22 protein-coding genes and 1 tRNA gene are annotated in these 23,857 nt (G+C 70.8%); 7 read left to right on the top strand and 16 right to left on the bottom strand.

The window, feature by feature from the left end; all coding sequences use genetic code 11:
* Nucleotides 1-84 precede the first annotated feature (84 nt).
* Nucleotides 85-160 (top strand) — tRNA-Ala (locus F9B98_RS14970).
* Between the two features lie 159 nt (nt 161-319).
* Here the strand turns inward: F9B98_RS14970 and F9B98_RS14975 are convergent.
* Nucleotides 320-748 (bottom strand): VOC family protein, encoded by a 429-nt coding sequence (locus F9B98_RS14975; RefSeq protein WP_150958834.1) that lies wholly within the window; start codon nt 746-748, stop codon nt 320-322.
* 249 nt (nt 749-997) lie between these two features.
* Between F9B98_RS14975 and F9B98_RS14980 the strand changes: the two genes are divergently transcribed.
* Complete coding sequence (locus F9B98_RS14980; protein WP_150958836.1) at nt 998-1,597, top strand: LysM peptidoglycan-binding domain-containing protein; 600 nt, start codon at nt 998-1,000, stop codon at nt 1,595-1,597.
* 1 nt (nt 1,598) lies between these two features.
* On the opposite strand, the gene F9B98_RS14985 is transcribed toward F9B98_RS14980, so the two are convergent.
* The 9 genes from F9B98_RS14985 to F9B98_RS15025 form a co-directional block, all read right to left on the bottom strand.
* The gene (locus F9B98_RS14985; RefSeq protein ID WP_150958838.1) at nt 1,599-2,960 is read right to left on the bottom strand and encodes a sensor histidine kinase; all 1,362 of its coding nucleotides are present in this window, start codon (nt 2,958-2,960) and stop codon (nt 1,599-1,601) included.
* Nucleotides 2,957-3,634, bottom strand: coding sequence for a response regulator transcription factor (locus F9B98_RS14990; protein ID WP_225310372.1), 678 nt, complete (start codon nt 3,632-3,634; stop codon nt 2,957-2,959). The genes F9B98_RS14985 and F9B98_RS14990 overlap by 4 nt, the downstream gene beginning before the upstream one ends.
* Nucleotides 3,635-3,700: 66 nt before the next feature.
* On the bottom strand, nt 3,701-4,420 hold the full coding sequence (locus F9B98_RS14995; protein WP_150958843.1) for a hypothetical protein: 720 nt from the start codon (nt 4,418-4,420) through the stop codon (nt 3,701-3,703).
* A 56-nt stretch (nt 4,421-4,476) separates the two neighbouring features.
* Nucleotides 4,477-6,063, bottom strand: a complete 1,587-nt coding sequence (locus F9B98_RS15000; protein WP_150958845.1) for a hypothetical protein — start codon at nt 6,061-6,063, stop codon at nt 4,477-4,479.
* On the bottom strand, nt 6,045-6,788 hold the full coding sequence (locus F9B98_RS15005; RefSeq protein WP_150959124.1) for an ABC transporter ATP-binding protein: 744 nt from the start codon (nt 6,786-6,788) through the stop codon (nt 6,045-6,047). Before F9B98_RS15005 ends, F9B98_RS15000 begins: the two co-directional genes overlap by 19 nt.
* A gap of 147 nt (nt 6,789-6,935) precedes the next feature.
* Nucleotides 6,936-8,228, bottom strand: coding sequence for an ABC transporter permease (locus tag F9B98_RS15010; protein ID WP_150958847.1), 1,293 nt, complete (start codon nt 8,226-8,228; stop codon nt 6,936-6,938).
* Nucleotides 8,228-9,028, bottom strand: a complete 801-nt coding sequence (locus F9B98_RS15015) for an ABC transporter ATP-binding protein (RefSeq protein ID WP_150958849.1) — start codon at nt 9,026-9,028, stop codon at nt 8,228-8,230. The genes F9B98_RS15010 and F9B98_RS15015 overlap by 1 nt, the downstream gene beginning before the upstream one ends.
* Nucleotides 9,025-10,071 (bottom strand): hypothetical protein, encoded by a 1,047-nt coding sequence (locus F9B98_RS15020; protein WP_150958851.1) that lies wholly within the window; start codon nt 10,069-10,071, stop codon nt 9,025-9,027. The genes F9B98_RS15015 and F9B98_RS15020 overlap by 4 nt, the downstream gene beginning before the upstream one ends.
* A gap of 198 nt (nt 10,072-10,269) precedes the next feature.
* Nucleotides 10,270-11,769, bottom strand: coding sequence for an amino acid permease (locus tag F9B98_RS15025; protein ID WP_150958853.1), 1,500 nt, complete (start codon nt 11,767-11,769; stop codon nt 10,270-10,272).
* Nucleotides 11,770-11,944: 175 nt separating this feature from the next.
* Here F9B98_RS15025 and F9B98_RS15030 point away from each other — a divergent pair, with 175 nt between their 5' ends.
* Together F9B98_RS15030 and F9B98_RS15035 are read left to right on the top strand one after the other, a co-directional pair.
* On the top strand, nt 11,945-12,289 hold the full coding sequence (locus F9B98_RS15030; RefSeq protein WP_412177047.1) for a histone-like nucleoid-structuring protein Lsr2: 345 nt from the start codon (nt 11,945-11,947) through the stop codon (nt 12,287-12,289).
* Nucleotides 12,290-12,496: 207 nt separating this feature from the next.
* Nucleotides 12,497-12,835, top strand: coding sequence for a histone-like nucleoid-structuring protein Lsr2 (locus tag F9B98_RS15035; protein ID WP_150958857.1), 339 nt, complete (start codon nt 12,497-12,499; stop codon nt 12,833-12,835).
* 70 nt (nt 12,836-12,905) lie between these two features.
* Here the strand turns inward: F9B98_RS15035 and F9B98_RS15040 are convergent, their stop codons facing one another.
* On the bottom strand, nt 12,906-13,979 hold the full coding sequence (locus tag F9B98_RS15040; RefSeq protein WP_150958859.1) for a Glu/Leu/Phe/Val dehydrogenase family protein: 1,074 nt from the start codon (nt 13,977-13,979) through the stop codon (nt 12,906-12,908).
* Between the two features lie 241 nt (nt 13,980-14,220).
* Here F9B98_RS15040 and F9B98_RS15045 point away from each other — a divergent pair, with 241 nt between their 5' ends.
* Nucleotides 14,221-14,697: a YbaK/EbsC family protein gene (locus F9B98_RS15045; RefSeq protein ID WP_150958861.1), complete on the top strand. Its 477-nt coding sequence runs from the start codon at nt 14,221-14,223 to the stop codon at nt 14,695-14,697.
* Between the two features lie 159 nt (nt 14,698-14,856).
* Here the strand turns inward: F9B98_RS15045 and F9B98_RS15050 are convergent, their stop codons facing one another.
* From F9B98_RS15050 to F9B98_RS15065, 4 genes are all read right to left on the bottom strand, one after another.
* Nucleotides 14,857-16,809, bottom strand: a complete 1,953-nt coding sequence (locus tag F9B98_RS15050; RefSeq protein WP_150958863.1) for a glycogen debranching N-terminal domain-containing protein — start codon at nt 16,807-16,809, stop codon at nt 14,857-14,859.
* On the bottom strand, nt 16,806-17,639 hold the full coding sequence (locus F9B98_RS15055; RefSeq protein ID WP_412177053.1) for a carbohydrate ABC transporter permease: 834 nt from the start codon (nt 17,637-17,639) through the stop codon (nt 16,806-16,808). The genes F9B98_RS15050 and F9B98_RS15055 overlap by 4 nt, the downstream gene beginning before the upstream one ends.
* Before the next feature lie 77 nt (nt 17,640-17,716).
* Complete coding sequence (locus F9B98_RS15060) at nt 17,717-18,826, bottom strand: carbohydrate ABC transporter permease (RefSeq protein WP_150958867.1); 1,110 nt, start codon at nt 18,824-18,826, stop codon at nt 17,717-17,719.
* A gap of 2 nt (nt 18,827-18,828) precedes the next feature.
* Nucleotides 18,829-20,067 (bottom strand): extracellular solute-binding protein, encoded by a 1,239-nt coding sequence (locus tag F9B98_RS15065; RefSeq protein WP_150958869.1) that lies wholly within the window; start codon nt 20,065-20,067, stop codon nt 18,829-18,831.
* A gap of 238 nt (nt 20,068-20,305) precedes the next feature.
* Here F9B98_RS15065 and F9B98_RS15070 point away from each other — a divergent pair, with 238 nt between their 5' ends.
* Nucleotides 20,306-21,304: a LacI family DNA-binding transcriptional regulator gene (locus F9B98_RS15070; protein ID WP_150958871.1), complete on the top strand. Its 999-nt coding sequence runs from the start codon at nt 20,306-20,308 to the stop codon at nt 21,302-21,304.
* A 141-nt stretch (nt 21,305-21,445) separates the two neighbouring features.
* Here F9B98_RS15070 and F9B98_RS15075 read toward each other — a convergent pair whose 3' ends face one another.
* Complete coding sequence (locus F9B98_RS15075) at nt 21,446-22,219, bottom strand: IclR family transcriptional regulator (RefSeq protein WP_150958873.1); 774 nt, start codon at nt 22,217-22,219, stop codon at nt 21,446-21,448.
* Nucleotides 22,220-22,280: 61 nt separating this feature from the next.
* Between F9B98_RS15075 and hutH the strand changes: the two genes are divergently transcribed.
* Entirely contained in the window at nt 22,281-23,849 is a 1,569-nt protein-coding gene (gene hutH, locus F9B98_RS15080) for a histidine ammonia-lyase (RefSeq protein ID WP_150958875.1), read from the top strand.
* The last annotated feature ends 8 nt before the right edge of the window (nt 23,850-23,857 follow it).

The raw sequence follows: 23,857 nt of genomic DNA on the forward strand, positions 1-23,857 counted from the left end.
GCATACGCCGTGTGGCGCGTGCCCGACGCGGCCCGCTCGCGTCGAGGTGGGCACGAATGACGTGATAGTGTTTACGAGGTTTCCGGGCCTGTGGCGCAGTTGGTAGCGCGCCTCGTTCGCATCGAGGAGGTCAGGGGTTCGAATCCCCTCAGGTCCACCAGAACACCACGAAGAAGGCTCCCGCGACGCGGGGGCCTTCTTCATTTCTCCGAACGCGATGCGTCGAAGTCGATCACCCTCGAGTGCCCGAAGAGGTGAACGTCGTCGCGGGGGAACATCGGTCTTCGAGGACGGACGCGTGGCTCGCGTGGTAATCGCGTCAGTTGCTCTCCGCCCATCCGCCGGGGGCGGCGATGTTGAACATCCACGCCACACCCCAGGGGTCGGTCACCTCGCCATAGAGGTCGCCCCACACCTGCTTTTCGAGCGGCTGCACGACCCCGGAGCCGCGCTCGACGAAGCGATCGTAGAAGCCGCGCACGCGATCGAGCTCGTCGCTCATGAAGGCCGCGTGCACGCGGTTCGCGCCCCAGCCGCCTTCGGGCTCGCCGAAGGCGTCGGCGCCCATCACGGTGAAGCCGTCCGCGCGCAGTTCGGAGTGCATCACGCCGTCCGCGGGAGCGTCGGCCATGCCGAAGTCGGCGAACGTGTGGATGGCGAGTTCACCGCCGAAGACCGATTCGTAGAAGGTCATCGCCTCGCGGGCGGCTCCGGCGAACGAGATGTAGACGACGAGCGAGGTGGCCATGAGGCATCCTTCCGACGCGGGTGGTGGCCCTCACCCTAGACGTCAGACCCTCGTCGGGGCAGTCGGCTATCGAGAAGCCGCCGACACGGTGGCCCGACACCTCTTCGAGCGTCAGACCAGAATTCCCCGCCGCTCCATTTCCCATCACGTCGAGAGTCTTCTGCGAAACCGTGGCGGGTTCAACGCCGTCCGTGCCCACGCTGAACGAACCGTGCCCCGAAGCGATAGCGCCCCACGCCGCCACCTGCCATGCTCGACACCATGAAGCCGTCCGCCAAGATCATCGCCGGCGTCGTGTGCGGCGCGGTGGTCGTGGGGCTGGCCGCAATGACCGTGCCGGCCTTCGCGCCCCTCGGGGCCGTGGCTTCGGTGGCGGGCGGTCTCACGTCCTCGCTCGCGGGGACCGACGACGTGGCGGCGACTCCCTCGGCATCCGTCGCTCCCGCCGATCCGAACGGGCTCCCCGCGGGCTACATCGACGTCGGCAACGGCACGTGGATCCCCGGGGAAGGGTTCGGCGACTGCACGGCACCCGCCTACATACACATGGGCAGTCAGGACGGACAGGCCCCCACCGCGAGCCTTTTCGGGACGCTCGTCGACACGGGCGTTCGCGAGTTCGCGGCGGGAACCCCCGCTTCCACCGATGACGGGCGCATCGCCACCTACACCGTCGCCCCGGGCGACGCTCCCGCCGCGATCGGTGACCGGTTCTGCATCTACAACGGTCTCTCGATCACCACGCTCAACGGCATGCCGGGTAGCACGGCCATCCAGCCCGGCCAGGTGCTCGTGCTGGATCCCGCGGCGGTTCCGGGGTTCATCTTCGACTATCCCTACGACCAGTGAGTCAGTCGGGGACGGGGGTCGCCTCGAGCTCGATGCGGAACACCGTCCCTCCTCCCGCGCGGCGGTGAGCTGAGATCCGCCCACCGAGGCGTTCGACCAGGCGCGCCGCGATCGACAGACCGAGGCCAGAGCCCACCCGGCGCACGTCTTGATAGCGGTCGCGGAGCACTCCGCGTTCGAAGGCGTGCGCCGCATCGTCGTCCGAGATCCCGGGACCGGTGTCGGCCACCTCGAACAGCGGTGCCCCGTCGGGCCCCGCCGCCGCCCGCACGGTGATCGCGGTCGAGGCGGCGCTGACGCGCAGAGCGTTCTCGATCAGCCCGTCGAGGACCTGGCGCAGGCGCAGGGGGTCGGTGAGGACGAAGCTTCCGGATGCCACGACCACCTCGGCGATCAGATCCACGCCCGCAGTGGCCGCGGCACCGCCCCAGGCGGACACGGTCTGCTGAATGAGCGGTGCGACGGGCGTCGGGGCGAGTCGGATCGGGAAATCGTCGGCTTCGAGGCGGGCCAGGGCCAGCAGGTCGTCGGTGAAGGTCGCGAGGCGGGCGGCCTCGGCATCCAGAGTCTCTCCGATCTGACCGAGGTTGTCCGGCGGCACCAAGCCGTCGCGCAGCGCCGAGGAGTACCCGCGGATGGCGGCGAGGGGAGTGCGCAGCTCGTGCGAGACGGAGAGCAGGAAGTCTCGCTGACGCCCCTCCGAGTGGGCGAGGGCCGAACGGATGGAGCCTAAGGCGGCTTCGACGTCGCGCACCTCGTCGATCGCGCTGGGCGCGAGGTCGACGGAGCGGTCTCCCGCGGCGATGCGCCGCGCCGCGCCCGCGAGACCCGCGAGAGGGCGGGTCAGTCTGCGGCTCACGAGGATCGCGACGGCGAGAGCGGCGACGAAGCCGATGCCGAGCGCGAGGGCGATCCGGGCGAAGACGTCGGCGCCCAGCGCGCGGACGCGGCTGAGGTCTTGAGCGGCCACGACACCCCCACCACCGGCGAGGGGGCGTGCCTCGACCGCGAAGGTGGCACGGTCGTGCCGTGCGGTCGTCGACACCGCCGCAGATGTGGCGAGGTCGTGAGCGATGCGCGAGCCGACCACATCGGCGGCGGGTCCTGTCACCGTGCCGTCGGCGTCGATGACGGCGATCAACGCGTCGGGGTCGCTCAGGGAGGACGAGTCCGAGAGCGCGGCTTCCCGCTCGGCGGGGGTCGCCGCGGCGAGGCGGTCGACCTGAGTGACGAGGGCAGCCCGGGCCGAAGCCTCGTCGACGGCGCGCAAGAGGGGGAGAGCAGCGAGAGCCGTCACCCCGACCGCGACGGCCGCCACCATCACGGTCGCCCAGGTGACCGTCCGCTGCAGCGACCTGCTCACGCCTGCACCGCGTACCCGACGCTGCGGATCGTGCGGATGCGATCGGGGGAGCCCATCTTCGCCCGCACCTGCGCGATGTGGGTGTCGACGGTCCGCGTGCCCGAGTAGTCGGCGATGCCCCACACCTCAGCCAGCAGTTGGGATCGCGAGAACACCTGGCCGGGGCGCCGCATGAGCTGCACGAGGAGGTCGAACTCCGTCGCCGTGAGCTCGACGGGGCGCCCCTCGACGCGGACTGTGCGGCGCGCGGCATCCACCTCCCACTCTCCGACGCGCAGGACCTCGGTCGCAGCGCTCACCTGCGAACGACGCACGAGAGCCTTGACCCGGGCCACGAGTTCGCGCGGAGAAGCCGGTTTGGCGAGGTAATCGTCGGCGCCGAGCTCGAGGCCGAGAAGGCGATCCACCTCCGCGTCGCGCGCGGTGGAGAAGATCACGGGCGTCCAGTCGTTCTCCCTCCGCAGACGGCTCACCAGCTCGATGCCATCGATACCCGGCAGGCCGATGTCGACGACCGCAGCGACCGGGCGCAGGCGGCGGATATCGGCGAGGCCGGAGTCACCGTCGCGTGCCAGGTGCACGCCGAAGCCCGCCTCCGCGAGGTAGAGGCGGGCCACGTCGGCGATCGCGTGTTCGTCCTCGACGACCACGACGAGCCCACGTTCAACGGTCACGGGCACCATCCGTCATGGGCACACGGTAGGTCCGGCTCGCAAGAACGGGCTGTGAGCGCGTTCACCTCACTTCACGCCGGTGCGGACGGTCTTGGCATCCTGGTTCGCGGTGTGCACGGCGGTGTCGAGGGCCTTCACCTGGTCGCGGACGTGCGAGAGAGAGCCGGCATCGCCGGCGACGGTGGCGGGAGAGAGGGCCAGGGCGCTCGCCGACAGGCCGTTCGCGTCGGTCTGGGCGGTCGAGATCTGGGTCGACAGGTCGGAGAGGGCGTCGGTGAGGGCACTCGTGCTCTTGTCGGGGTGGGCAGCGAGAGCGGCGCTCAGCTTCTGCTGTTCGGCTTGCAGCCGCGGGAGTGCCCGTGCGGTCACATCGTCGACGCGAGCAGCCCATCGGGTCTCGGGCAGAGCGAGCTTGCGCACGGCATACGTCGTCGCGGCGGTCCGCACCTCGGTGCGCACCTTCTTCACCGTCGTCGCCGCGGCGATGTCGGATTGCAAAGCGTGGATGCCGTCGAGGTCGTCGTTCAGGATCGCCAGCGCCTTCGTGCGGTCATCGTCGGTCAGGCCGGTGTTCGCGGTGAGGCGGGTGATCTGCGCGGTGAGGGCGTCGATCTGCTTTCCCGCGGCCGCAGTGGCTCGCGCCTGGACGTCGCTGAGACTGGCGGGTGCGTGCGCCGAGGCCGACGGTGCGGGTGTCGCCGCGGACGCGGCCAGGGGAGCGGCGACCACCGCACCCACGGTGAGAGCGGCGACGGCGAGCGGGGTGAGGAGCGAAGAGGTTCTCATGAGGGCACTCTCCCTCGCGCTCGTGGCCGTTGCGTCAGCGCTGTGTTCGGGTCGTGTCAGGCGCCCTTGAACGTCCGCAACTGGGCGAGCAGCCTCGGCGCGCTCGCGTCGAAGCGCGCACCGCCGATGAGCACGCCGCCCGCGAAGACGATCGCGCCCCAGACCAGTCCGATCGCGAGCGAGACCCATCCGGCGCCCGTCACGTCGAAGAAGACGGCCATCGCGGCGGGGATCACGGCGGGCAGGGCGAGCACGGCGACGAGAGCCCAGCAGAGGAAGAACGCCAAGAACATCGTGAACGTCGAGCCGGGCACGCGCTTGAAGGGGGAATCGCCGGGCGCGGGAGTGGGCACGACGAGCAGCGCCGAGCTGACGGCACTCACGCCGAGCCCGACCAGCGTGAGCCCCAGCGAGCCGCCGATGATCGCGGGGAGCAGCTCCCATCTGCCGGCGATCGCCAGCGTCACGACGTCGGCGAGCAGCACGAGGGGGATGCTCACGGTCGCCGCGCCGAGCATGCGGCCCAGGCGATCGTCGCGCCCGCGGATCCCGGTCTGCATCACGGTCGCGAAGGCGGTGCCGTCGTACGAGACGTCGGTGTACGCCAGGATTCCCGCGAAGAACCCGACCAGCAGACCGGACGCCGCGAAGAACGGTCCGTGGAGGTCGCCGAACGAGTAGACCAGCACCAGGATGGGGGCGAACGGGATCAGCAGCAGCTGCCGCAGGTACCGGAAGTCACGCGTCCACGACGTGAGCGAGCGCGCCCACGTGGCGCCGACCGGGTTCGAGGGCATGACGCCGAACCACCCGAGAGACCCGGAGCGACGGCGCGAGGCCGTGCGCGCGGGGGGAGCGACGACGGATGCCGACAGGCTCCGCCGCCAGAGCAGCCACAGCACCGTGAGGGTGGCGACGGCGATCGCGAGCTTGAGGATTCCGGTGATCCACGCTCCCGCGGCGACGTCTCCGGGCACGGCCCAGGCGGCCGCGATCGGCGTCCACGACAACGCCGAGACGATCGCCTGCAGCTGCACGCCCCGCTCGCTCGCCGCGACGAGGCCGTCGGCGATGCCGATGAAGATCGGGCTTGCGAAGATGAGGAGGGCGAAACCGACCAGTCCGATGATCTCGCGGGTGCGGCGACCCCCGCCGATCCCCGCCGCGAGGGCGGCCACCGCGCGCGAGGCCACCACGCAGGTCACCACGCCGAGCGGCACGCACACCACCGCGGCGACGGCGGCGACCGGGTAGCGAACCCAGACCAGGAACACGGCCAGTGAACCGATCGCCGTGGCGATCCCCGGAACCCCTGTGAGGCCGCCGGCGGTGATCGCGACCATCATCTGGCGGGTCGTCATCGGGAACGGCGCGAGCTTCGCGGGATCGAGGGTGGTGTCGAGGCCCGCGGCGAAGATCGGACCCACCACCCACCCGAGGGTCAGGACCGCGCCGGCGACCGTGACGACGGACCGCGCGAGGGCGAGGTCGTGCGTGCCGACGAAGAAGAGTCCGACGCCGACGAGCAGCAGCATCCACAGCGCACCGATGACCCCGAAGATGAAGCCGACCAACTGCAGGGGGCTCCGCGACAGGGTGTTCCCCAGCACGCGGAACCGGATCTTCAGGACTGTCGCAACCACTGCGGCCCCTCCGCGTGGTGGCGCCCGCCGACCAGCTCGACGAAGCGGTCCTGCAGCGTCTGCGCGCCGCGCACCTCGTCCACCGTCCCGGATGCCAGCAGGCGGCCCTGCGCGATGACGGCGACGTGGTCGCACATGCGCTGCACGAGGTCCATCGAGTGGCTCGAGACGATCACCGTGCCGCCCGTGGCGGTGTAGCCGCGCAGGATGTCCTCGATGTTGGCCGCCGACACCGGGTCGACGGACTCGAAGGGCTCGTCGAGCACGAGAAGGCGCGGGGCGTGCACGAGAGCGCACGCGAGCGCGACCTTCTTGGTCATGCCCGCGGAGTAATCCACGACGGGGGTGCCGGCCGCGTCGGTGAGGTCCATGATGCGCAGCAGATCAGCGGCGCGCGCGCTCACCTCGTCGCGGGAGAGCCCGAACATCATGCCCGTGTACGTCACGAGCTGTTCGCCGGTTAGCCGATCGAAGAGGCGCACGCCGTCGGCGAGGTTGCCGATGAGTCTCTTCGCCTCGACCGGTTGCGTCCAGACGTCCACTCCGTGGATGCGCGCGGTGCCGGCATCCGGTCTCAGGAGTCCGGTCGCCATCGACAGCGTCGTCGTCTTCCCCGCGCCGTTCGGCCCGACGAGGCCGTAGAAGGAGCCGGAGGGGACGACGAGGTCGAGGCCTTCGACCGCGACCTTCTGGCCGAAGTGCTTCGCCAGGCCCGCCAGCTGCATCGCCGGGAGCGAGTCGCTCGAGGTGGGCGGTGCGACCGCCTCGGGCAGGGCGGACGGCGGCGGGACGTCACGGGGAATGTCGGTCACGCCTCGAACCTATCGGCGCGCGGCGGGGCATTCCCAGCCCCGCCGCGCAACTCTGCGTTCTCAGTATCGAATGGCGTCGATGACCTTCACCCGCACGGCGACGAGGGCGGGGAGAAGCCCCGCGATCGCGCCGACCACGGTCGCGGCGACGAGCCCGGTGATCGCGGCGTCGACGGGGAAGGGCGGGAAGTCGCTCACCATGCCCTGTCCGATGAGGTCGCGCATCGCCGGGGACTGCACGACGAGGATCGACACGATCACCCCCACCGCTCCCGCCACGACGGTGGCGACGACGCTCTCCATCATCACGGCGAAGAACACGCGGCCGGCGGTGGCACCGAAGCTGCGACGGATGCCGATCTCGCGCACGCGCTGCTTCACGGTGACCAGCGCGATGTTCACCAGACCCAGGGCCCCCAGGAGCAGAACGAGCACCGCGATGCCGATCACGACGAGCTTGGTCACCAGGAACGGGTCGTCGCCGTAGGTCGCCCAGTCGTTGCGCGAGGCGTCGACCGAGACGTTCTCACCGAGGGCTCCAGCCAGATCGCGCTTGATGACCGTCGTCAGCTGCTCGGAGATCTCGGGCGGCACCCACATCTCGTACTGGCTCTGGGGAGCACCCTGACCGTAGGGATCGGTGGCCGCGGCTCCCGCGCCGCGCTCGCCGGTGGCGGCTTCCTGCATCGCGGCGAGGTGATCGGCGAGCATGATCATCGTCGGCTGGGTCTCCCACGCCGCCGCGCGAACCACCCCGACCACGACGGCCGTCGTGCCGCCCGCCGGGATTCCGGATGCCGCGTTCGGCACGCCCTGCCCGGCCAGCGCCACCACCGGGTGGCTGGAGAGAGGCGGGTTGCCCATCCGGTCCCAGAAGACGCTGTTCACGATGAGCTGCGGAGCGAGCTGCTGGGCGTCGAGGGGCGTGAACCACTCGCCCTCGGCCATCTGCACCCGGTGCATCTCGCCGTACGGCTGATCCACCGCCTGTGTGACGACCTCGACCGCTCCGTCGGGGAACGGCACCCGCTGCGACACGTTCTGCACGCGCGTGGCGTACGACACGTCGTACCGGTCGATGACCTCGGCCCAGGCGGCATCCATCTTCTTCGCGTCGAGGGCGACCCCGTCGGTGCGGAAGGCCGAGACGAGCAGCGTCGCGGGGCGCCCCGACGAGCGCTCGCTGAGTTCCTGGTTCGCCTGCTGCACGATGGCGCCGAGGGCGACCACCGTGGTCAGCGAGCACACCGCCACCGCGACGCCCACGAGCGAGAGCAGCACGCGGGTGCGATGGACGCGGACCTCTTGCCAGGCCTCGAGCAGTGCGCCGACGAGCGCCGTGAGCGCGCGCATCAGGCGTCACCCCGTTCGGTGTCGGCGAGCCCCAGCGCGACCAGCGCGTCAGCCGGTTGCTCGTCCGGCGCAGCCGCCTCGCGGCGGTCGCGGCGCGTGAGCGGTTCGAGCGTCGGATCGTCGACGGCCGTCAGCACCCCGCGATCGAGACGGAAGTGCCGGCGCGCGCGGCGGGCGATCGTCGGGTCGTGCGTGATGATCACCTGGGCGGCGCCCGTGCGCTCGGCGACCTCGTCGATGAGCTCCATGACGCTCTGGCCGGTGTCGAGGTCGAGCGCGCCGGTGGGCTCGTCGGCGAGGATCAGACGCGGGCCGCGGACCAGGGAGCGGGCGATCGCCACGCGCTGCTGCTCGCCGCCGGAGAGGCGGTCGGGCATGCTGTTCAACCGGTGCTCGAGTCCGACGAGGGCGAGCATGTCGGCGGCCATCTTCTTCCGACGCCAGAACGTGCGGCCGGTGGAGTACAGCAGGGGCATCGTGACGTTCTCGAGCGCGGTGCGACCGGGCAGCAGGTTGAACTGCTGGAAGACGAAACCGATCGCCGCCCCGCGCAGGCGGTCGCGCTGCGCCGCGGAGTACTGCTTCACCGGGCGGTCGTCGAAGGTGATTTCGCCGCTCGTGGGCGTATCGAGGAGGCCGAGCATGTTCAGCAGCGTCGACTTGCCCGAACCCGACCGACCGACGATCGAGACGTGGTCGCCGGGCTCGATCACGAGGTCCACGCCGTTGAGGATCGTCAGCGCGGGCTGATCCTGGGGGATCACCGTCCGGGTGACGTCGCGAAGGGCGAGCAGGCTCACGAGGCGGCGACCGATTGGCAGTACATCGAGCCGTCGGGATAGACGGTGCACCCGTCGTCGACCGGTGCCATGGCCCCGGGCGCGAACTCGAGGATCTCTTCTCCCTCGGCGAGACCCTCGGTGATCTGCACCTGTGTGCCGTCGGTGAGGCCGAGGGCGACGGCGCGCTCGGCGGTGGTGCCGTCGGGGCTCGACACCCAGACCGTCCCGCTCTGCGCGGCACCCCGCACGGAGGTGGTCGGAACCAGGAGCACGCCCTCCGCTCGACCGCCCGCGAGGGTCATCTCGGCCGCGAGACCCGAGAATACGGTGACATCGCCGGGAACCGTGCAGGTCGCGGTCGTGCCGGAGCCCGCCGAACCCGTGCCGCCCGTCGAGGTGCCACCGGATGCCGCTGACTCACTGCCGGTGCTTCCCGCGAGGGGCGTCGTGATGCGGAGATCGCCGCAGGTGAACGCCGCGGGTCCGCCCGTGATGGTGACCGAGGCCTCGGTGGGACGGTTCAGAAGACGATACTGCTGAGACGGCTCGAGGGTGCCGCTCACGGAGAACGTCGGCGGGGCGACCGTTCCGGCGGCCGCGCCGATCGTGACGTCCTGCCCCGCGATCACGGCGAGCGAGCTCAGGGTGCCCGCGGCGGGAGCGGTGACGTCGACGTACCGGAAGACGGCCGGCTTGGCCTTGCCCTCGGCATCCACGCTGTCGGCGGGATCCCTTTCGATCGGCACCTTGACGTTGAAGACGATGTCGCCCTCGGCGACGCTCGCCCCCTCGGCGATGAAGATCTTGTTCACGGTTCCCGCGGCGGTCGACTTCATCGTCACCGCCGGGTCGGCCGTGACCGTCGCCTTGATGACGACGTCGTTCGTGATCGTGCCCAGGGCCGCGACCGTGCGCGGCTCGACGATCGCCCCGGTGGGTTGCGCGGGGGCGGCGTCGGCCGGCCGATCCGGGAAGAACGCCAGTTTGATCAGCGCCGCCGCCACCAGGGCGACCAGAAGAAGACGCAGAATCGGAAAGACCCACGTACGTGCGATCCCCATGAAAACCCCCCGGGACAGAACCGTCGTCGAACGTCCTCACCTTAGGGGGAGGGAGGTATCGCCGATGTATGGGCCGGATCGAACCGCGCGCGATTTCACCCGCATGGACGGCGCGTCGGCCCCTGGGACGGACGACGGATGCCACGACCCCGAGCGTTCTGAGAACGACGGGGGCGTGGCATCCGGTGTCTGCTCGGGTTACTCCTTGGGTGGGGAGACCACGCGGGGCTTCGTCGGGTCGAGCGGGGCTCCCGTTTCGAGTCGCGCGTGGCTGCGCGAGTACGCGAAGTAGATCGCGAAGCCGAGGGCGAGCCAGATGAGGAACCGCAGCCACGTCTCGACCGAGAGGTTGAGCATGAGGTAGGTGCAGATGAGCGCCGAGAGGACCGGCAGCACCGGGCTCAGGGGCACGCGGAAGCCGCGCTTGAGGTCGGGGCGCTTGCGACGGAGCACGATCACGCCGATCGAGACGAGCACGAAGGCGGACAGCGTTCCGATGTTCACCATCTCTTCGAGCACGCCGATCGGGGTGAGGCCCGCGACGACGGCGACGATGAGGGTCACCATGATCGAGATGACCCAGGGCGTGCGGAAGCGCGGGTGCACCTTCGCGAGGGCGCCGGGAAGCAGGCGGTCGCGCGACATCGCGAAGATGATACGCGTCGCACCGATCATGAGCGTCAGCACCACGGTGGTGAGACCGGCCACGGCGCCGGCGGCGATGACCGTGGCCATCCACGTCTGGCCGTGGAAGGCGAAGGCGTTCGCGAGGGCCGCCGAGGGGTTGAGCTCCGAGTAGGGCACCATCCCGGTGACGACGATGGCGACGGCGCAGTAGAGGATCGTGCAGATGACGAGCGAGGCGATGATGCCGATGGGCAGGTCGCGCTGCGGGCGCTTGGTCTCTTCCGCCGTCGTCGCCACGACGTCGAAGCCGATGTAGGCGAAGAACACCAGCGCCGCACCGGCCAGGATCCCGCCGACGCCGAAGGTCGCCGGTTGCAGGCCCGAGAGGAACTGCAGGAGCGGCTGGGTGAGGCCCGACGCCGACTCGGTGGGCACCGACTCGGGGACGAAGGGGCTGTAGTTGGCCGGGTTGATGAACATGATGCCCGCGATGATCACGAACAGCACGATGAAGAGCTTCACCGCCACGAGCACGAGGTTCACCCGCAGCGACTCCTTGATGCCGAGGGTCATCAGACCGCCGAGCACTAGGACGAGGAGGATCGCGGGGAGGTCGACGACGCCGCCGTACGAGATCTCTGCGGGGAGGGTGACGCCGAGCTGCTGCAGGAAGGTGCCGAGGTACGCGCTCCACCCCTGGGCCACGACGCTGGCGCCGAGGAACATCTCGAGAATGAGGTCCCACCCGATGATCCACGCGAACAGCTCGCCGAGCGAGGCATAAGAGAAGGTGTACGCGGAGCCCGAGACGGGGACGGTCGAGGCGAATTCCGCGTAGCACATGGCCGCGAGCCCGCACGCGATGGCGGCGATGATGAAGCTGATCACGACGGCGGGACCCGCGACGTCGTGGGCGGCGCGACCGGTCAGGGTGAAGATGCCCGCGCCGATCACGACGCCGACACCGAAGACGGTCAGATCGACGGCGCTGAGGGACTTCTTGAGACGGAACTCCGGCTCATCGGTGTCGGCGATGGATTGTTCCACCGACTTGGTACGGAAAAGGCTCACGCGACGCTTCCTCTGTCTCGAGTGATGTTCCGGGAGCGAACACCACCCACGGAGGATAGTCCCCCCGTGGCCCCCCTGCCTATCCCGGGGTCGGGCTGGACAACGCGCTAATAGCAGAAGAAAGTTATGCGGGAAATTCATCGAATGCAGGTGTAAGGTTTTCCGTATTATGGCCATGAAGCACATCACGCACCTCGTCGACGATCTCGACGGCTCCGTTCTCGAAGACGGGCAGGGAAAGCAGATCACCTTCTCCGTCGAAGGTCGCGCTTACGAGATCGACCTCTCCGATCGCAATGCCGACAAGTTCTATTCGGCGATCGCGCCTTTCGTGGATGCCGCTCGTTCGGTGTCGCGCGGGGGCGGTGCGGCGTCGCGTCGGCCGCGCGGAGCTCGACGCTCGAGCGATGTCGATCTGGGCGCCGTTCGGGAATGGGCGCGCGCCAACGGACACACCGTGAGCGACCGCGGCCGTGTTCCCGCCACGATTCTCGACGCGTACGCCGAAGCGAATTCCTGAACTCCCTCGGCTTTCCCCTCGACCGCGCGCAAAAGCCGCGGTCGAGGGGTTGCTGTTGTGTGGGGCGTTCCCTCTGCACCGACGCGGAACCGCGCAGAATCGCGGCTCTGGTCGCCGGGAGTGGACCCGGTGAAAGCGGGCTAGCCGACGGGTGAAATCCGAAAGCGAGTCGCAGAATGCGCGGGTGGGTCACCCTACTGTCGCGGTATGGCGAAAAAGCACATCACGCAGACGATCGACGATCTCGACGGATCGATCATTGACGACGGAACGACCCTGACCTTCTCTCTCGAAGGTCGGTCGTATGAAATCGACCTGTCACCCCGTAATGCCGACAAGCTGCGTGAGGCATTTCAGCCCTATATCGCGGCGGGGCGTTCGATCGGCTCGCCGTCGGGTATTCCCCGACGCACTCCGCGCGGTCGCGCCATTCCCACCCGGGATCTCGTCGACGTGCGCTCCTGGGCGCAGAACAACGGATTCGCGATCAATGACCGGGGCCGCATCTCCGGCACCATTCTCGCGGCGTACGACGCCGCGCATTGAGCATTATCGACATGAAAGAACCGGATGCCCCGAGAAGGCGGCATCCGGTTCTTTTTCATCTCCCCAGCGATCAGACGAGGGCGCTGCGACCGGCGCCCGCGGCGAGGCGCTCGGCGGCCAGGCCCTCTGCGGCGGCCAGCGGCGTCACCCCTCGGCTCGCGGCCTCATCGAAGACGCGGCGCACGGTGTCGCCGATGTCGGCGACCCGACCCATGATGTCGTCGAGACTGCCGCGCTCCTTGGCCACCAGATCGAGGTAGATCACCCCGCCCGCGTTGACGACGAAGTCGGGGGCGTAGAGGATGCCGCGGCTCGCGAGGCGGTCGGCGCCGGATCGGTCGGCCAGCGGGTTGTTGGCGGGGCCGCAGACGGCGCGGGCGTCGAGGGAGTCGATCACGTCGTCGGTGAGCACACCGCCGATCCCCGCGGGCACGAAGACGTCGGCCGGGATCAGGTGCGCCTCGCTGGGCTCGACCCAGGCGGCGCCGAGCTCGGCCGCGAGGGCGCGCTTGGCGGGATTCACGTCGGTCACGGTGAGCACCGCCTGCTCGGCGGCGAGCCGTTCGGCCAGTCGGCTGCCGACCTGCCCGAGGCCCGCGATCGTGATGCGACGACCGGCGACGTCGCCGGTGCCGACCGCGCGCTCGAGGGTGGCGACGAGGGAGGCGTAGACACCGAGGCTCGTGGGGCCCGCGGGCTCGCCGGAGCCGCCGACGGTGTCGGGCAGACCCACCACGTGGGCGGTGCGCTCGCTGACGACGAGCATGTCCTCGGTCGTCGAGCCCACGTCTTCGGCGGTGCGGTACAGGCCGCCGAGGCTCTCGACGGCGTCGCCGAGGTCGAGGAAGGCCGCGCGGCGGCGGTCGGCGTCGAGCACGGTGCCCTCGGGGAGGCCGATCACCGACTTCCCGCCTCCCGCGTCGAGGCCGGCGGCGGCGTTCTTCAGCGTCATCGCCGCCGAGAGGCGGAGGGCGTCGCCGAGGGCATCGGTCCAGGAGGGGTAGGTCCACAGGCGCGCGCCGCCGAGGGCGGGGCCGAGGACGGAGGAGTGCAGGGCCACGGCGACGAACAGACCGCTGCGTCGCCCCGTGATCACCTCCACGCGCTCGTGCGTGAAATCGGGCAGGGGCAGGGCGTTGGTCATCGCGTTCCTTGTCGTCGGCCGCCTTGTGGGCAGCACTTCTCGGAGGCCGCGGCGTTGCGGCATCCGGGATCCATTCTGTCCCGTCGTCGGGCCGGGCGGTAGCGGCGGCGCGGCGGGCCGGCCGAGATCACACGATCCGCTCGAGCGCACAGGCTCGGGCCGCGCTCGAACGCGTGATCTCGCGCGGATCGTGTGCGCTCGCGCCCCGGCCGCGGGCGGGGTGCGCTCTAGGCTGGCGGGCATGACCGACGCCCTCCCCACCCGCAGTCGCCTCGTCGCCGCGTCCCTGGAAGCCGCGGGGATCGCGGGTCGGATCATCGTGCTTCCGGATGCCGCGTCCACCGCGGTTCTCGCCGCCGCCGCCCTGGGGGTCGACGTCGGCGCGATCGCCAACAGCCTCGTGTTCTGGAGCGACGACGAACCGCTGCTCGTCATGACCAGCGGCGCGCACCGCGTGGACACGGCGGCGCTGGCCGAGCGGCTCGGGCGCGGCGGCATCCGTCGGGCGACTCCCGAGCAGGTGCTCGCGGCGACGGGGCAGCCCATCGGGGGAGTGGCCCCGACCGGCCACCCGGCACCCCTGACGACGGTGGTCGATGAAGACCTCGCGGCGTTCCCCGAGATCTGGGCCGCGGGCGGCACCCCGCACACGGTGTTCCCGCTGACGTTCGACGAGCTGGTGCGGTTGACCGGCGGCACGGTGGCGCGGGTGGCCTGAGCGGGGGTGCGGCGGCGCTGGGGCTCGGGGCGGCGCGGCGTCTGGTCGTGGCCCCGGGGCCACTTCCGGCGCCCCGGGGCCATTTTGTGCAACCCACGAGGGGGATGGAAGAGGGAAGGGCCGGGCGGCGGCGGTTCGGGTCGGCGCCGCCCGGCGGGCTCACACCCCGGGGGCGGGTGTGAGAGCGGTGAGGCAGACCACCGCGGCGGCGGCCGACCACGCCTGCGGACGGCAGGCGGCGGGGTAGGGCGTCGGCACCGACGAGTGGGTGCGCGGGTCGCCCGCGTGCAGCTCGGGCACGCGGTACTGGAAGCCCTCGGCGGCATCGAGCAGTCCGTCGACCACCGACCGCGCCTCGTCGTGCAGGCCCGCGCGCAGCATGCCGTGCGTGGCGATCGCGGTGTCGTGCACCCAGACGCTGCCCCCGTGGTACGACAGCGGCCAGTATCCGGCGGCGCCGGTCGACATGGTCCGGATGCCGTATCCGCTCGACATGCTCTCGCCGAGCAACAGCTGGGCGACGTGCGCCTCTTCGTCGGCCGACAGGATGCCGGTGCCGAGCAGGTGCCCGATGTTGCTCGTCAGCGTGTCGACGGGACGCTTGTCGCGGTCGAGGGCGACGGCGGGGTAGCGGCCCTCGGGCGTCTCGACCCAGTAGGTCGCGGCGAAGCGCTCCTTGAGGTCGGCGGCCCAGGCGCGCCAGAACGCGACGTCGTCGGCATCCCTCCCCTCGCCGAACTTCTCGAGCAGGTCGGCTCCGGCGAGGGCGGCCTCGTAGGCGTACGCCTGCACCTCGCACAGGGCGATGGGCCCCTCGGCGAGGTGGCCGTCGCGCCACTGGATGGAGTCGCCCGAGTCCTTCCACCCCTGGTTCGACAGGCCCGTGCCCAGGCGGTCGATGTAGTCGAGGAAGCCGTCGCCGTCGCTGTCGCCGCTGTCGCGGATCCAGCCGAGGGCGCCGCGGAGGGTCGGGAGCAGCGCCCGCACCTCGAAGTCGGGCATGCCGGCGCGCCAGGCGTCGGCGAGCAGGCAGATCCACAGCGGGGTCGAGTCGACGCTGCCGTAGTACTTCGGCGGCAGTACGATGCCCTCGCCGGGGATCTCGAGCGCCGAGGCCCGCAGCTCGTGCAGGATCTTGCCGGGCTCCTGCGCGGTCTGCGCGTCGTCGTCGGCGCCCTGCAGGCGGGCGAGAACACGCAGAGTGGATGCCGCGATCTCACGGTCGAGCGGAAGGGCGAGGCGCGCGGCCCAGATCGAGTCGCGGCCGAAGAGCGTGAAGAACCACGGCGCGCCCGCGGCGAAGAACTCGTCGTCGGGGTTCTCGGGGAGCACGAGCCGCAGGGCGTCGAGGTCGTCGAGCGCGGTGCGCAGCCACCGCGACAGGCGCGGGTCGGGGGCATCGGCGGCGACGGCCGCGGCGTTCCACCGCGCAGGGGCTGCGGCCGAGCCCACGACGAGTGTGTCGTCGCGCAGCGTCAGCGTCCAGCCGATCTCGGCGGAGCCGAAGGGCGCGACCTCCACATCCCACTCGGCCTCGAGACCATGGTCGGCCGACGCCACGCGGGCGCCCGGAGCGACGAGCTCGAGGCCCTGCGCGCCGGCATCCGCCCGGATCTTCTCTGCCTCGACGAAGACCTCGACGTCGCGCGCGGTCGCATGACCCGACTTCACTTCGTGCAGCTGGGCGAACTCGGGGGCGAGCGTCAGCCGCAGCGTGGTGCGGATGGGATGCTCGACGCGCGAGTGCACGGTCCACGACTCGCTCACCACGCCGTCGTCGACGCGGCGGTCGCGCAGCAGGCGCACCTTGGGGTCGGGGGTGGTGTCGTCCAGGCTGCGCAGGAGCCCGGCGAAGACCACGCGCGAGGCGCCGTCGGGGGCGGTCGAGATCCACTCGATCGGCGAACCGTCGCAGCTCGCGGTGAGCGCACGAACGTGTCGCACGTCGCCGTGGTAGACGCCGTGCACCGCGGCCGCGCCCATGTCTCCCGTACCGTCGGACCACACCTGGGTGGGGGCCCGCAGCACGATCAGCGCATCGCTGAGCAGCGGTTGCAGGGGAGGGGCGTCGACCGTCGTCCCGGCAGGCGAGGTGGTGGGGGCGGTGGTCATTCTTTGACGGCTCCTTCGCTGGCGTTCATGATGCGGCGCTGGAAGATGAAGAACACCACGGCGACCGGGATCGTCATGATGGCCGCAGCCGCGAGTTTGAGGGGGAATTGGCTGCCCTGGCTGAGCTGACCGCTGGCCAGGGACGCCACGCCCTTGGTCAGGGTGGTGAGCTCGGGCGACTGGGTCGAGATGACGAAATGGCTCAACTCGTTCCACGATCCCTGGAACGACAGGATCACGATCGTGATGAGCGCGGGCCGGGCCATCGGCAGCACGACCGACCAGAAGATGCGGAACGTGCCGGCGCCGTCGATGCGCGCCTGCTCCTCGACCGAGGGCGGGATCGACTCGAAGAAGTTCTTCATGATGAACACGCCCGCGGCATCGACCAGCAACGGCAGGATCATGCCCGCGTACGAGTCGTAGATGCCCAGTTGGTTGATGACGAGGAACTTCGGGATCAGCAGCACCACAGTCGGCACCGCCATCACCGCGATGAGGGCGGCGAACACGATCCCGCGCCCGCGGAACTGCAGGCGGGCGAGCGCGTAGCCGGCGAGGGAGTTGAAGAACACGCGTCCCGCGGTGACGAACACGGTCACCACGACCGAGTTGCCGAACCACACGGGGAAGTCGGAGTTCAGGAACAGTCGCTCGTAGGCCGCCCACGTGAACGGCTGCGGCGCGAGCGAGATCGGATCGGCCGCCGCCGCGGCATCCGTCTTGAACGACGTCGCCACCTGCACGAGGAACGGGTAGATGTAGATGACCGCGAGCACGATCAGCAGGACGTACAGGCCGATCTGCCAGCGCAGGGCCTTGCCCGACATGCGGTGCTTCGCGGGCTTCACGGGTCCGTCGACACGCTGCTCGGCGAGGACGGTGGTCTGGGGAGAGGCGGTGGCGGTCATCGCTGCGCTCCCTTCTGCGCGGGCACCTCGTACTGCCGCAGCCGTCGCCGCGAGACCGGGCGGTCGCGCAGCACGAAGCGCTGCAGGATCGTCAGGGCCACGATGATGACGAACAGCACGAACGCGATCGCCGCCCCCTGACCCCACTGCTGCGACAGGAACGCCGAGGAGTAGCTGAGGTAGGCCGGGGTGAGCGTGGTCTTGCCGGGGCCGCCCTGTGTGCCGGTGTAGATCTGGTCGAACACCTGCCAGGTGCCGATGAGGCCCAGGGTGAGCACGGTGAACAGTACGGGCTTGAGTTGCGGAAGGGTCACGCGCCAGAAGCGCTGCCAGCCGTTCGCACCGTCCATCATCGCGGCCTCCTGCACGTCGGCGCCGATGTTCTGCAGCCCCGCGATGAACAGCAGCATGAAGGTGCCCGAGGTGGTGAAAACGGCCATGAGGATGAACGCCGACATCGCGACCGAGGGGCCGGCGAGCCAATCCCACCACGAGACGCCGAGCATCGTGTTGCCGGTGAGGAAGGCGGGGCCGCTCGTGACGCCGAGGGCTCCGAGCAGATTGTGCACGACGCCCGAGGGATCGCTGAACCAGTTCGGCCCGTTGATGCCGAGCCACGACAGCACCTCGTTCACCGCACCGGATGCCGAGAAGAGGAAGAGCCACAGCACGGTGATGGCCACCGAGCTGGTGACCGAGGGGAAGTAGAAGGCGGTGCGGAACAGGCCGCGTCCGCGGAGCACCGCGCGGTTGACGAGCACCGCGAGGAAAAGCGAGAGGGCGGTCTGCAGCGGGACGACCAGCAGCACGTACCAGGCGTTGTTGCGCAGCGCCGTGCCGAAGTCGCGCTCGGCGAGACCGCCACCGGTGGTCACGGCGGCGTAGTTGTCGAGACCGACGAAGCCGACGTTGGAGGAGAAGGGGCTGCCGCGCCCGGTCCAGTCGGAGAAGCTCACCCACAGCGCCATGAGCACGGGGACGAGCAGGAACACGCCCAGGATGATCAGCACGGGGGCGGTGAACAGCCAGCCGGCGGCGGCCTCGCCGCGCCGGATCCCCGGGGAGGAGGATCCGGCGCGACGCGGCGCTGAGGTGAGAGCGCTCATGGCTACTTCGTGATGGCCTCGAGGTTGGACTGCGCCGTCTTGAGCAGCGCCTGCGGGTCACCGGTCTTCAGCGACTCCAGCTGCGCGTTGAAGTCGGTGATGACGTCGGCGGCGCCGGCCATGTTCGGCGGGAACTGCGCGTACTCGGCACCGGAGAGGAACGCCGTGAGGTCGGGATTCGCGGAGCTCCACGCGTCGGCGGCCGACTGGATCGAGGGCATCGGGCCGAAGGCCTTCGAGAACGCCAGCTGCTGGTCGGTCGAGGTCAGGAACTCGACGAGCGAGCGCGCCTGCTCCTGGTTGCCGCTGTCGGCGGCCATGCCCCAGCAGTTGGTGAACTGCAGCGTGCCCTTGCCGCCGGGGCCCGCGGGCAGCTCGGCGACGGTGTATTTCACGGTGGGGTAGTCGGCCGACATGGCGCCGGTGATCCAGTTGCCCTCGATGACCATGGCGGCCTTCTGCGTGCCGAACGCCTCGCCGCCCCAGCCCGCGCCCACGTCCGACGCGAACGCGAAGGTGCCGTCGTTCAGGTGCGTCTTGACGTAGTCCAGTGCTTCGACGTTGGCGGAGCTGTCGGCCGTGGCCCTGCCGTCGGTGACGAGTCCGCCGCCGGCCTCGGCCATGAAGGCGCCGACGCGCTGGTACTCGGCGCCGAACGCGAGGCCGACGCGGCCGTCCGTGGTGAGCTTCTGAGCGACGGATGCCAACTGGTCCCAGGTCGTGGGGACATCGGCATCCGTCAGCCCTGCCGCCGACCAGAGGTCGGTGTTGATGATGAGGGCCAGGGTCGAGAAGTCCTTGGGCGCGCAGTAGAACTTTCCGTCGACGGTGAAGTTGTCGACGAGCGACGGGTAGAAGTCGCTCTTGTTCGCCAGGTCGTCGCCGTAGGCGGCGATCGAGCCGTTCGCGGCGTACCCGGCGAGGGCCTCGGGCGCGAGGTAGAAGAGGTCCGGCGGGGATCCTGCTGCGAAGCCCTGCGAGAGCTGCTGGGGGAGGTCGTTGGCCGTCTGCACCTCGGCCTGCACGCCCGACTGCTCGCTCCACGCGGCGACGGCGTCGGTGACGGCCTTGGTCTCGGCGTCGCCCGAGGAGCCGATGAGGATGCTGAGCGTGCCCGAGCCCGAGGCCTGGGAGTCGCCCGGGGTGTCGTTGAATCCGGAGCCGCACGCGGTGAGCGTGAGGGCTCCGGTCGCCAGTAGTGCGCCGGCGGCGAGCCAGTTGCGGGCGATGTGCCGTGTCATGTGTCTCTCTCCTTCGATGAGGCATGCGACCCCTCCGGGTGCTCGGAGGGCCGTCTCTTTTGATCGTTCAAATGACGGTCCGACAACGGTAAGGAACGGCGGCGCGAGATGTCAAGCGGTTGCCCCTCGGCCTAGGCTGACGGTCTCGACTCTCGTCTCAGCGGACAGAGCGAGAGGCGGAAACATCGCAGACGCCGGATGCCGACGGGCGCCGGCCACGGCACGGGGGAGACGAGACATGGCGAAGGCGCCCACCGTCGACGACGTCGCCCGCGTCGCCGGGGTCTCGCGGCAGACCGTGTCGAACGTGGTGAACACTCCCGACATCGTGCGCGAGGTCACGCGCCTGCGCGTCGAGGCAGCGATCGCCGAGCTCGGATACCGCCCGCACGCGGCCGCCCGGCGCCTGCGCACGCGCCGGAGCTCGACCATCGGCATCCATCTCGATCCGTACGCCGGCGGGATCTCGGGCGTCGTGCTCGACCGCTTCGTGCATGCCCTGACCGAACGCGCGGGTGAGCGCGACATGCGCGTGCTGCTGTACGCCGCGCGCACCCCGGAGGAGGAGATCGCCCGCCTCGGCGGCCTGCTCGAGGGGGGAGAGGTGGATGCCGTCGTGGTCACCGGCACCTTCCACGGAGATCCGCGCACGGGGTGGTTGCTCGACCGCGGACTGCCGTTCGTCTCGTTCGGGCGGCCGTGGGGCGAAGACGACGTCGAAGCCCCCGCGCACCTCTGGGTCGACGTCGACGGGGCCGCCGGCACGCGCGCGGCGACCGCGCACCTGCTCGGGCAGGGTTCTTCGCGGATCGCGTTCCTCGGCTGGCCGGGCGGCTCGGGCACCGGTGACGAACGCGAGCGTGGCTGGCGCGAGAGCGCGGCCTCGGGCCCCCGGTGGGTCGTCGAAGAGAACGTCTCGGCCGCGCGCGACGTGGTCGCCGCGGGTCTCGCCGCCGACCCGGGAGTGACGGGCATCGTATGCGCGAGCGACTCCCTCGCGATCGGCGCGCACCTCGCCGTGACCCTGGCCGGCCGCCCCGACATCGCGGTCGTCGGCTTCGACAACACCCCCGCGGTGGAGGCGCTCGGCCTCTCGAGCGTCGAGCAGTTGCCCGAGAAAGTGGCATCCGGGGCCCTCGACCTTCTCATGGGCGAGAACGGCACGGTCGTCGCCCCCCGCGCCCCGACGGCCGGGGCGGCGCACGTGCTGGTGGAGCCGCGGCTGGTGGTGCGCTGAGGCGTCGGGGTGAGCGCGCCGCGGCGGCTGAATCGGGCGGTTTGGGGCGACATTGTGCGTTTGGGGCGGGAATGGCAAGCCCCGAACGACGGAATGCGCCCCAAACCGGGAGAGCGCGCCGTGCGCGGCCCGGAGCGCGCGTCAGGCGTGACGGCCGATGCGGCGGGCGAGCTCGGCGGCGGTTCCGGATGCCGCTGACGCCAGCGCCTCGGTATCGCGCGGGGGGCCGTCGGCCGGCCACGTGATCGCGACGGCCGCGGCGGGCCACCCGGCGTGGTCGAGCACCGCGGTGGCGACGGAGCGGAATCCGGGCGTGACCTCGCCGTTCTCGCTCGCGTGGCCGTCGGCCCGCACGAGCCGCAGCACCTCGCGCAGCTCGCGCGGGGTCGCGGGGCCCGAGCCGTGGCGCTGGGTGAGGGCCGTGGCATCCGGGAACAGCGCCCTGACCTGCTCGCGGGGGAGTGCGGCGAGCATCGCCCGACCCGTCGCGGTGAGGTGCGCGGGCAGACGCACGCCCACGTCGGTGACGAGCGCCGGCCGCCGCGGGGCGCGCTCCTCGACGATGTACAGCACGTCGCGACCCGCCAGCACGGCGAGGTGCGCCGACTCGCCGACCCGGTCGGAGAGCCCGGCCAGCAGGGGACGGCCGAGCCGGGCGAGGGGCTGCTGCCGGGCGTATCCGCCGCCGAGCTCGAACGCCGCCGTGCCCAGGCCCCAGCGCCGGTCGCCGGGCAGGTGCACGACGTAGCCGTGCTGCTCGAGCGTCGCGAGCAGGTGGTACACGCTCGAGCGGGGGATGCCGAGGGTCGTGGCGATCGACTGCGCGGCCACCGGGCCGGGTTGGCGCGCGAGCAGCGAGAGGATCCGCAGCGTCTGATCGGCGGCGGGAACCTGCGGGCGCGGAATGTCTGGCATGACAGACACAGGATGCCAGAACCCCGTCGTCCCGCGACAGTGCGCGCGATGGAATCGGCGTATGAACGAGAGCGTCACCGTCGGATCCCACCCCCTCACCCCCCAGGACGTCGTCGCCGTCGCGCGGCACGACGCGCGGGTGACGGTGGACGCCGACGCGCTGCAGCGGGTGGCCGACACCCGCGCGCTGATCGAGGGGCTCGCCGACGACCCGCAGCCGCACTACGGCATCTCGACCGGATTCGGGGCGCTCGCGACGACCTTCATCGCCGAGGATCGGCGCGCGCAGCTGCAGGCGAGCCTCATCCGCTCGCACGCCGCGGGCACCGGCTCCGAGGTCGAGCGCGAGGTCGTGCGCGCCCTCATGTTGCTGAGGCTGCAGACCCTCGCCACGGGTCGCACCGGCGTGCGCCCGGTCGTCGTCGAGATCTACGCCGCCCTGCTGAACGCCGGGATCACCCCGGTCGTGCGCGAGTACGGCTCGCTCGGCTGCTCGGGCGATCTCGCGCCGCTGTCGCACGTCGCCCTCGCGGTGATGGGCGAGGGGGAGGTGCGCGACGCTGCCGGCGATCTGCGATCCGCCGCCGACGCGCTCGCCGCCGCGGGGATCGCCCCGGTCGCCCTGCGCGAGAAGGAGGGCCTCGCCCTCATCAACGGCACCGACGGCATGCTCGGCATGCTGCTGCTCGCCCTGCACGACCTCGAGATGCTGCTCACCACGGCGGACGTCTCGGCCGCGATCTCGATCGAATCCCAGCTGGGGACGGATGCCGTTTTCGCGGCCGACCTCATGGCGCTCCGGCCGCAGCTCGGCCAGGCGGCGTCCGCGGCGAATCTCCGCGCGTTCCTCGCCGGGTCGCCGATCGTCGCAAGCCACCGCGGACCCGAGTGCACGCGCGTGCAGGATGCCTACTCCCTGCGCTGCGCCCCCCAGGTGCACGGCGCCGCGCGCGACACGGCGACGCACGCCTCCCTGGTCGCCGACCGCGAGTTGGCATCCGCCGTCGACAATCCCGTCGTCACCGTCGACGGGCGCGTGGAGTCGAACGGCAACTTCCACGGCGCGCCCGTGGCGTACGTGCTCGACTTCCTCGCGATCGCCGTCGCCGACGTGGCGTCGATGTCGGAGCGCCGCACCGACCGCGCTCTCGACGTCGCCCGGAGCAACGGGCTCCCGCCGTTCCTCGCCGACGAGGTGGGGGTCGACTCGGGCCTGATGATCGCGCAGTACGCCGCGGCCGGCATCGTGTCGGAGCTCAAGCGCCTCGCCGCCCCCGCCTCGGTCGACTCGATCCCCTCGAGCGCGATGCAGGAGGACCACGTCTCGATGGGCTGGGCGGGTGCCCGCAAGCTCCGTCGCTCGATCGACGGGCTCGCCCGCGTGCTCGCGATCGAAGTGCTGACCGGATGCCGTGCCCTCGACCTCCGCGCTCCGCTTCAGCCCGCGGCGGCCACCGGCGCCGTGCGCGATCTCGTCCGCACGCGGGTGGAAGGCCCCGGCCTCGACCGCTTCGTCTCGCCCGAGATCGAGGCCGTCACCGACCTCGTCGCCTCGGGCGCGGTTGCCCGGGCCGCGCTCGCGCAGACGGACTCCGCCCACACGCTCTCCACGCCCGTCCCCACCGCCTGACCTCGCGT

Source organism: Microbacterium testaceum StLB037 (assembly GCF_008763945.1).
In the GTDB taxonomy this organism is placed as follows: Bacteria; Actinomycetota; Actinomycetes; order Actinomycetales; family Microbacteriaceae; genus Microbacterium; species Microbacterium testaceum_G.

What these genes read in the sequence shown, in the direction of transcription:
- F9B98_RS14975 (WP_150958834.1), bottom strand. Translation starts at nt 748, where the DNA reads ATGGCCACCTCGCTCGTCGTCTACATCTCGTTCGCCGGAGCCGCCCGC.
- F9B98_RS14980 (WP_150958836.1), top strand. Translation starts at nt 998, where the DNA reads ATGCTCGACACCATGAAGCCGTCCGCCAAGATCATCGCCGGCGTCGTG.
- F9B98_RS14995 (WP_150958843.1), bottom strand. Translation starts at nt 4,420, where the DNA reads ATGAGAACCTCTTCGCTCCTCACCCCGCTCGCCGTCGCCGCTCTCACC.
- F9B98_RS15005 (WP_150959124.1), bottom strand. Translation starts at nt 6,788, where the DNA reads ATGCAGCTGGCGGGCCTGGCGAAGCACTTCGGCCAGAAGGTCGCGGTC.
- F9B98_RS15010 (WP_150958847.1), bottom strand. Translation starts at nt 8,228, where the DNA reads ATGCGCGCGCTCACGGCGCTCGTCGGCGCACTGCTCGAGGCCTGGCAA.
- F9B98_RS15020 (WP_150958851.1), bottom strand. Translation starts at nt 10,071, where the DNA reads ATGGGGATCGCACGTACGTGGGTCTTTCCGATTCTGCGTCTTCTTCTG.
- F9B98_RS15030 (WP_412177047.1), top strand. Translation starts at nt 11,945, where the DNA reads ATGAAGCACATCACGCACCTCGTCGACGATCTCGACGGCTCCGTTCTC.
- F9B98_RS15035 (WP_150958857.1), top strand. Translation starts at nt 12,497, where the DNA reads ATGGCGAAAAAGCACATCACGCAGACGATCGACGATCTCGACGGATCG.
- F9B98_RS15040 (WP_150958859.1), bottom strand. Translation starts at nt 13,979, where the DNA reads ATGACCAACGCCCTGCCCCTGCCCGATTTCACGCACGAGCGCGTGGAG.
- F9B98_RS15045 (WP_150958861.1), top strand. Translation starts at nt 14,221, where the DNA reads ATGACCGACGCCCTCCCCACCCGCAGTCGCCTCGTCGCCGCGTCCCTG.
- F9B98_RS15050 (WP_150958863.1), bottom strand. Translation starts at nt 16,809, where the DNA reads ATGACCACCGCCCCCACCACCTCGCCTGCCGGGACGACGGTCGACGCC.
- F9B98_RS15055 (WP_412177053.1), bottom strand. Translation starts at nt 17,639, where the DNA reads ATGTCGGGCAAGGCCCTGCGCTGGCAGATCGGCCTGTACGTCCTGCTG.
- F9B98_RS15060 (WP_150958867.1), bottom strand. Translation starts at nt 18,826, where the DNA reads ATGAGCGCTCTCACCTCAGCGCCGCGTCGCGCCGGATCCTCCTCCCCG.
- F9B98_RS15065 (WP_150958869.1), bottom strand. Translation starts at nt 20,067, where the DNA reads ATGACACGGCACATCGCCCGCAACTGGCTCGCCGCCGGCGCACTACTG.
- F9B98_RS15070 (WP_150958871.1), top strand. Translation starts at nt 20,306, where the DNA reads ATGGCGAAGGCGCCCACCGTCGACGACGTCGCCCGCGTCGCCGGGGTC.
- F9B98_RS15075 (WP_150958873.1), bottom strand. Translation starts at nt 22,219, where the DNA reads ATGCCAGACATTCCGCGCCCGCAGGTTCCCGCCGCCGATCAGACGCTG.
- hutH (WP_150958875.1), top strand. Translation starts at nt 22,281, where the DNA reads ATGAACGAGAGCGTCACCGTCGGATCCCACCCCCTCACCCCCCAGGAC.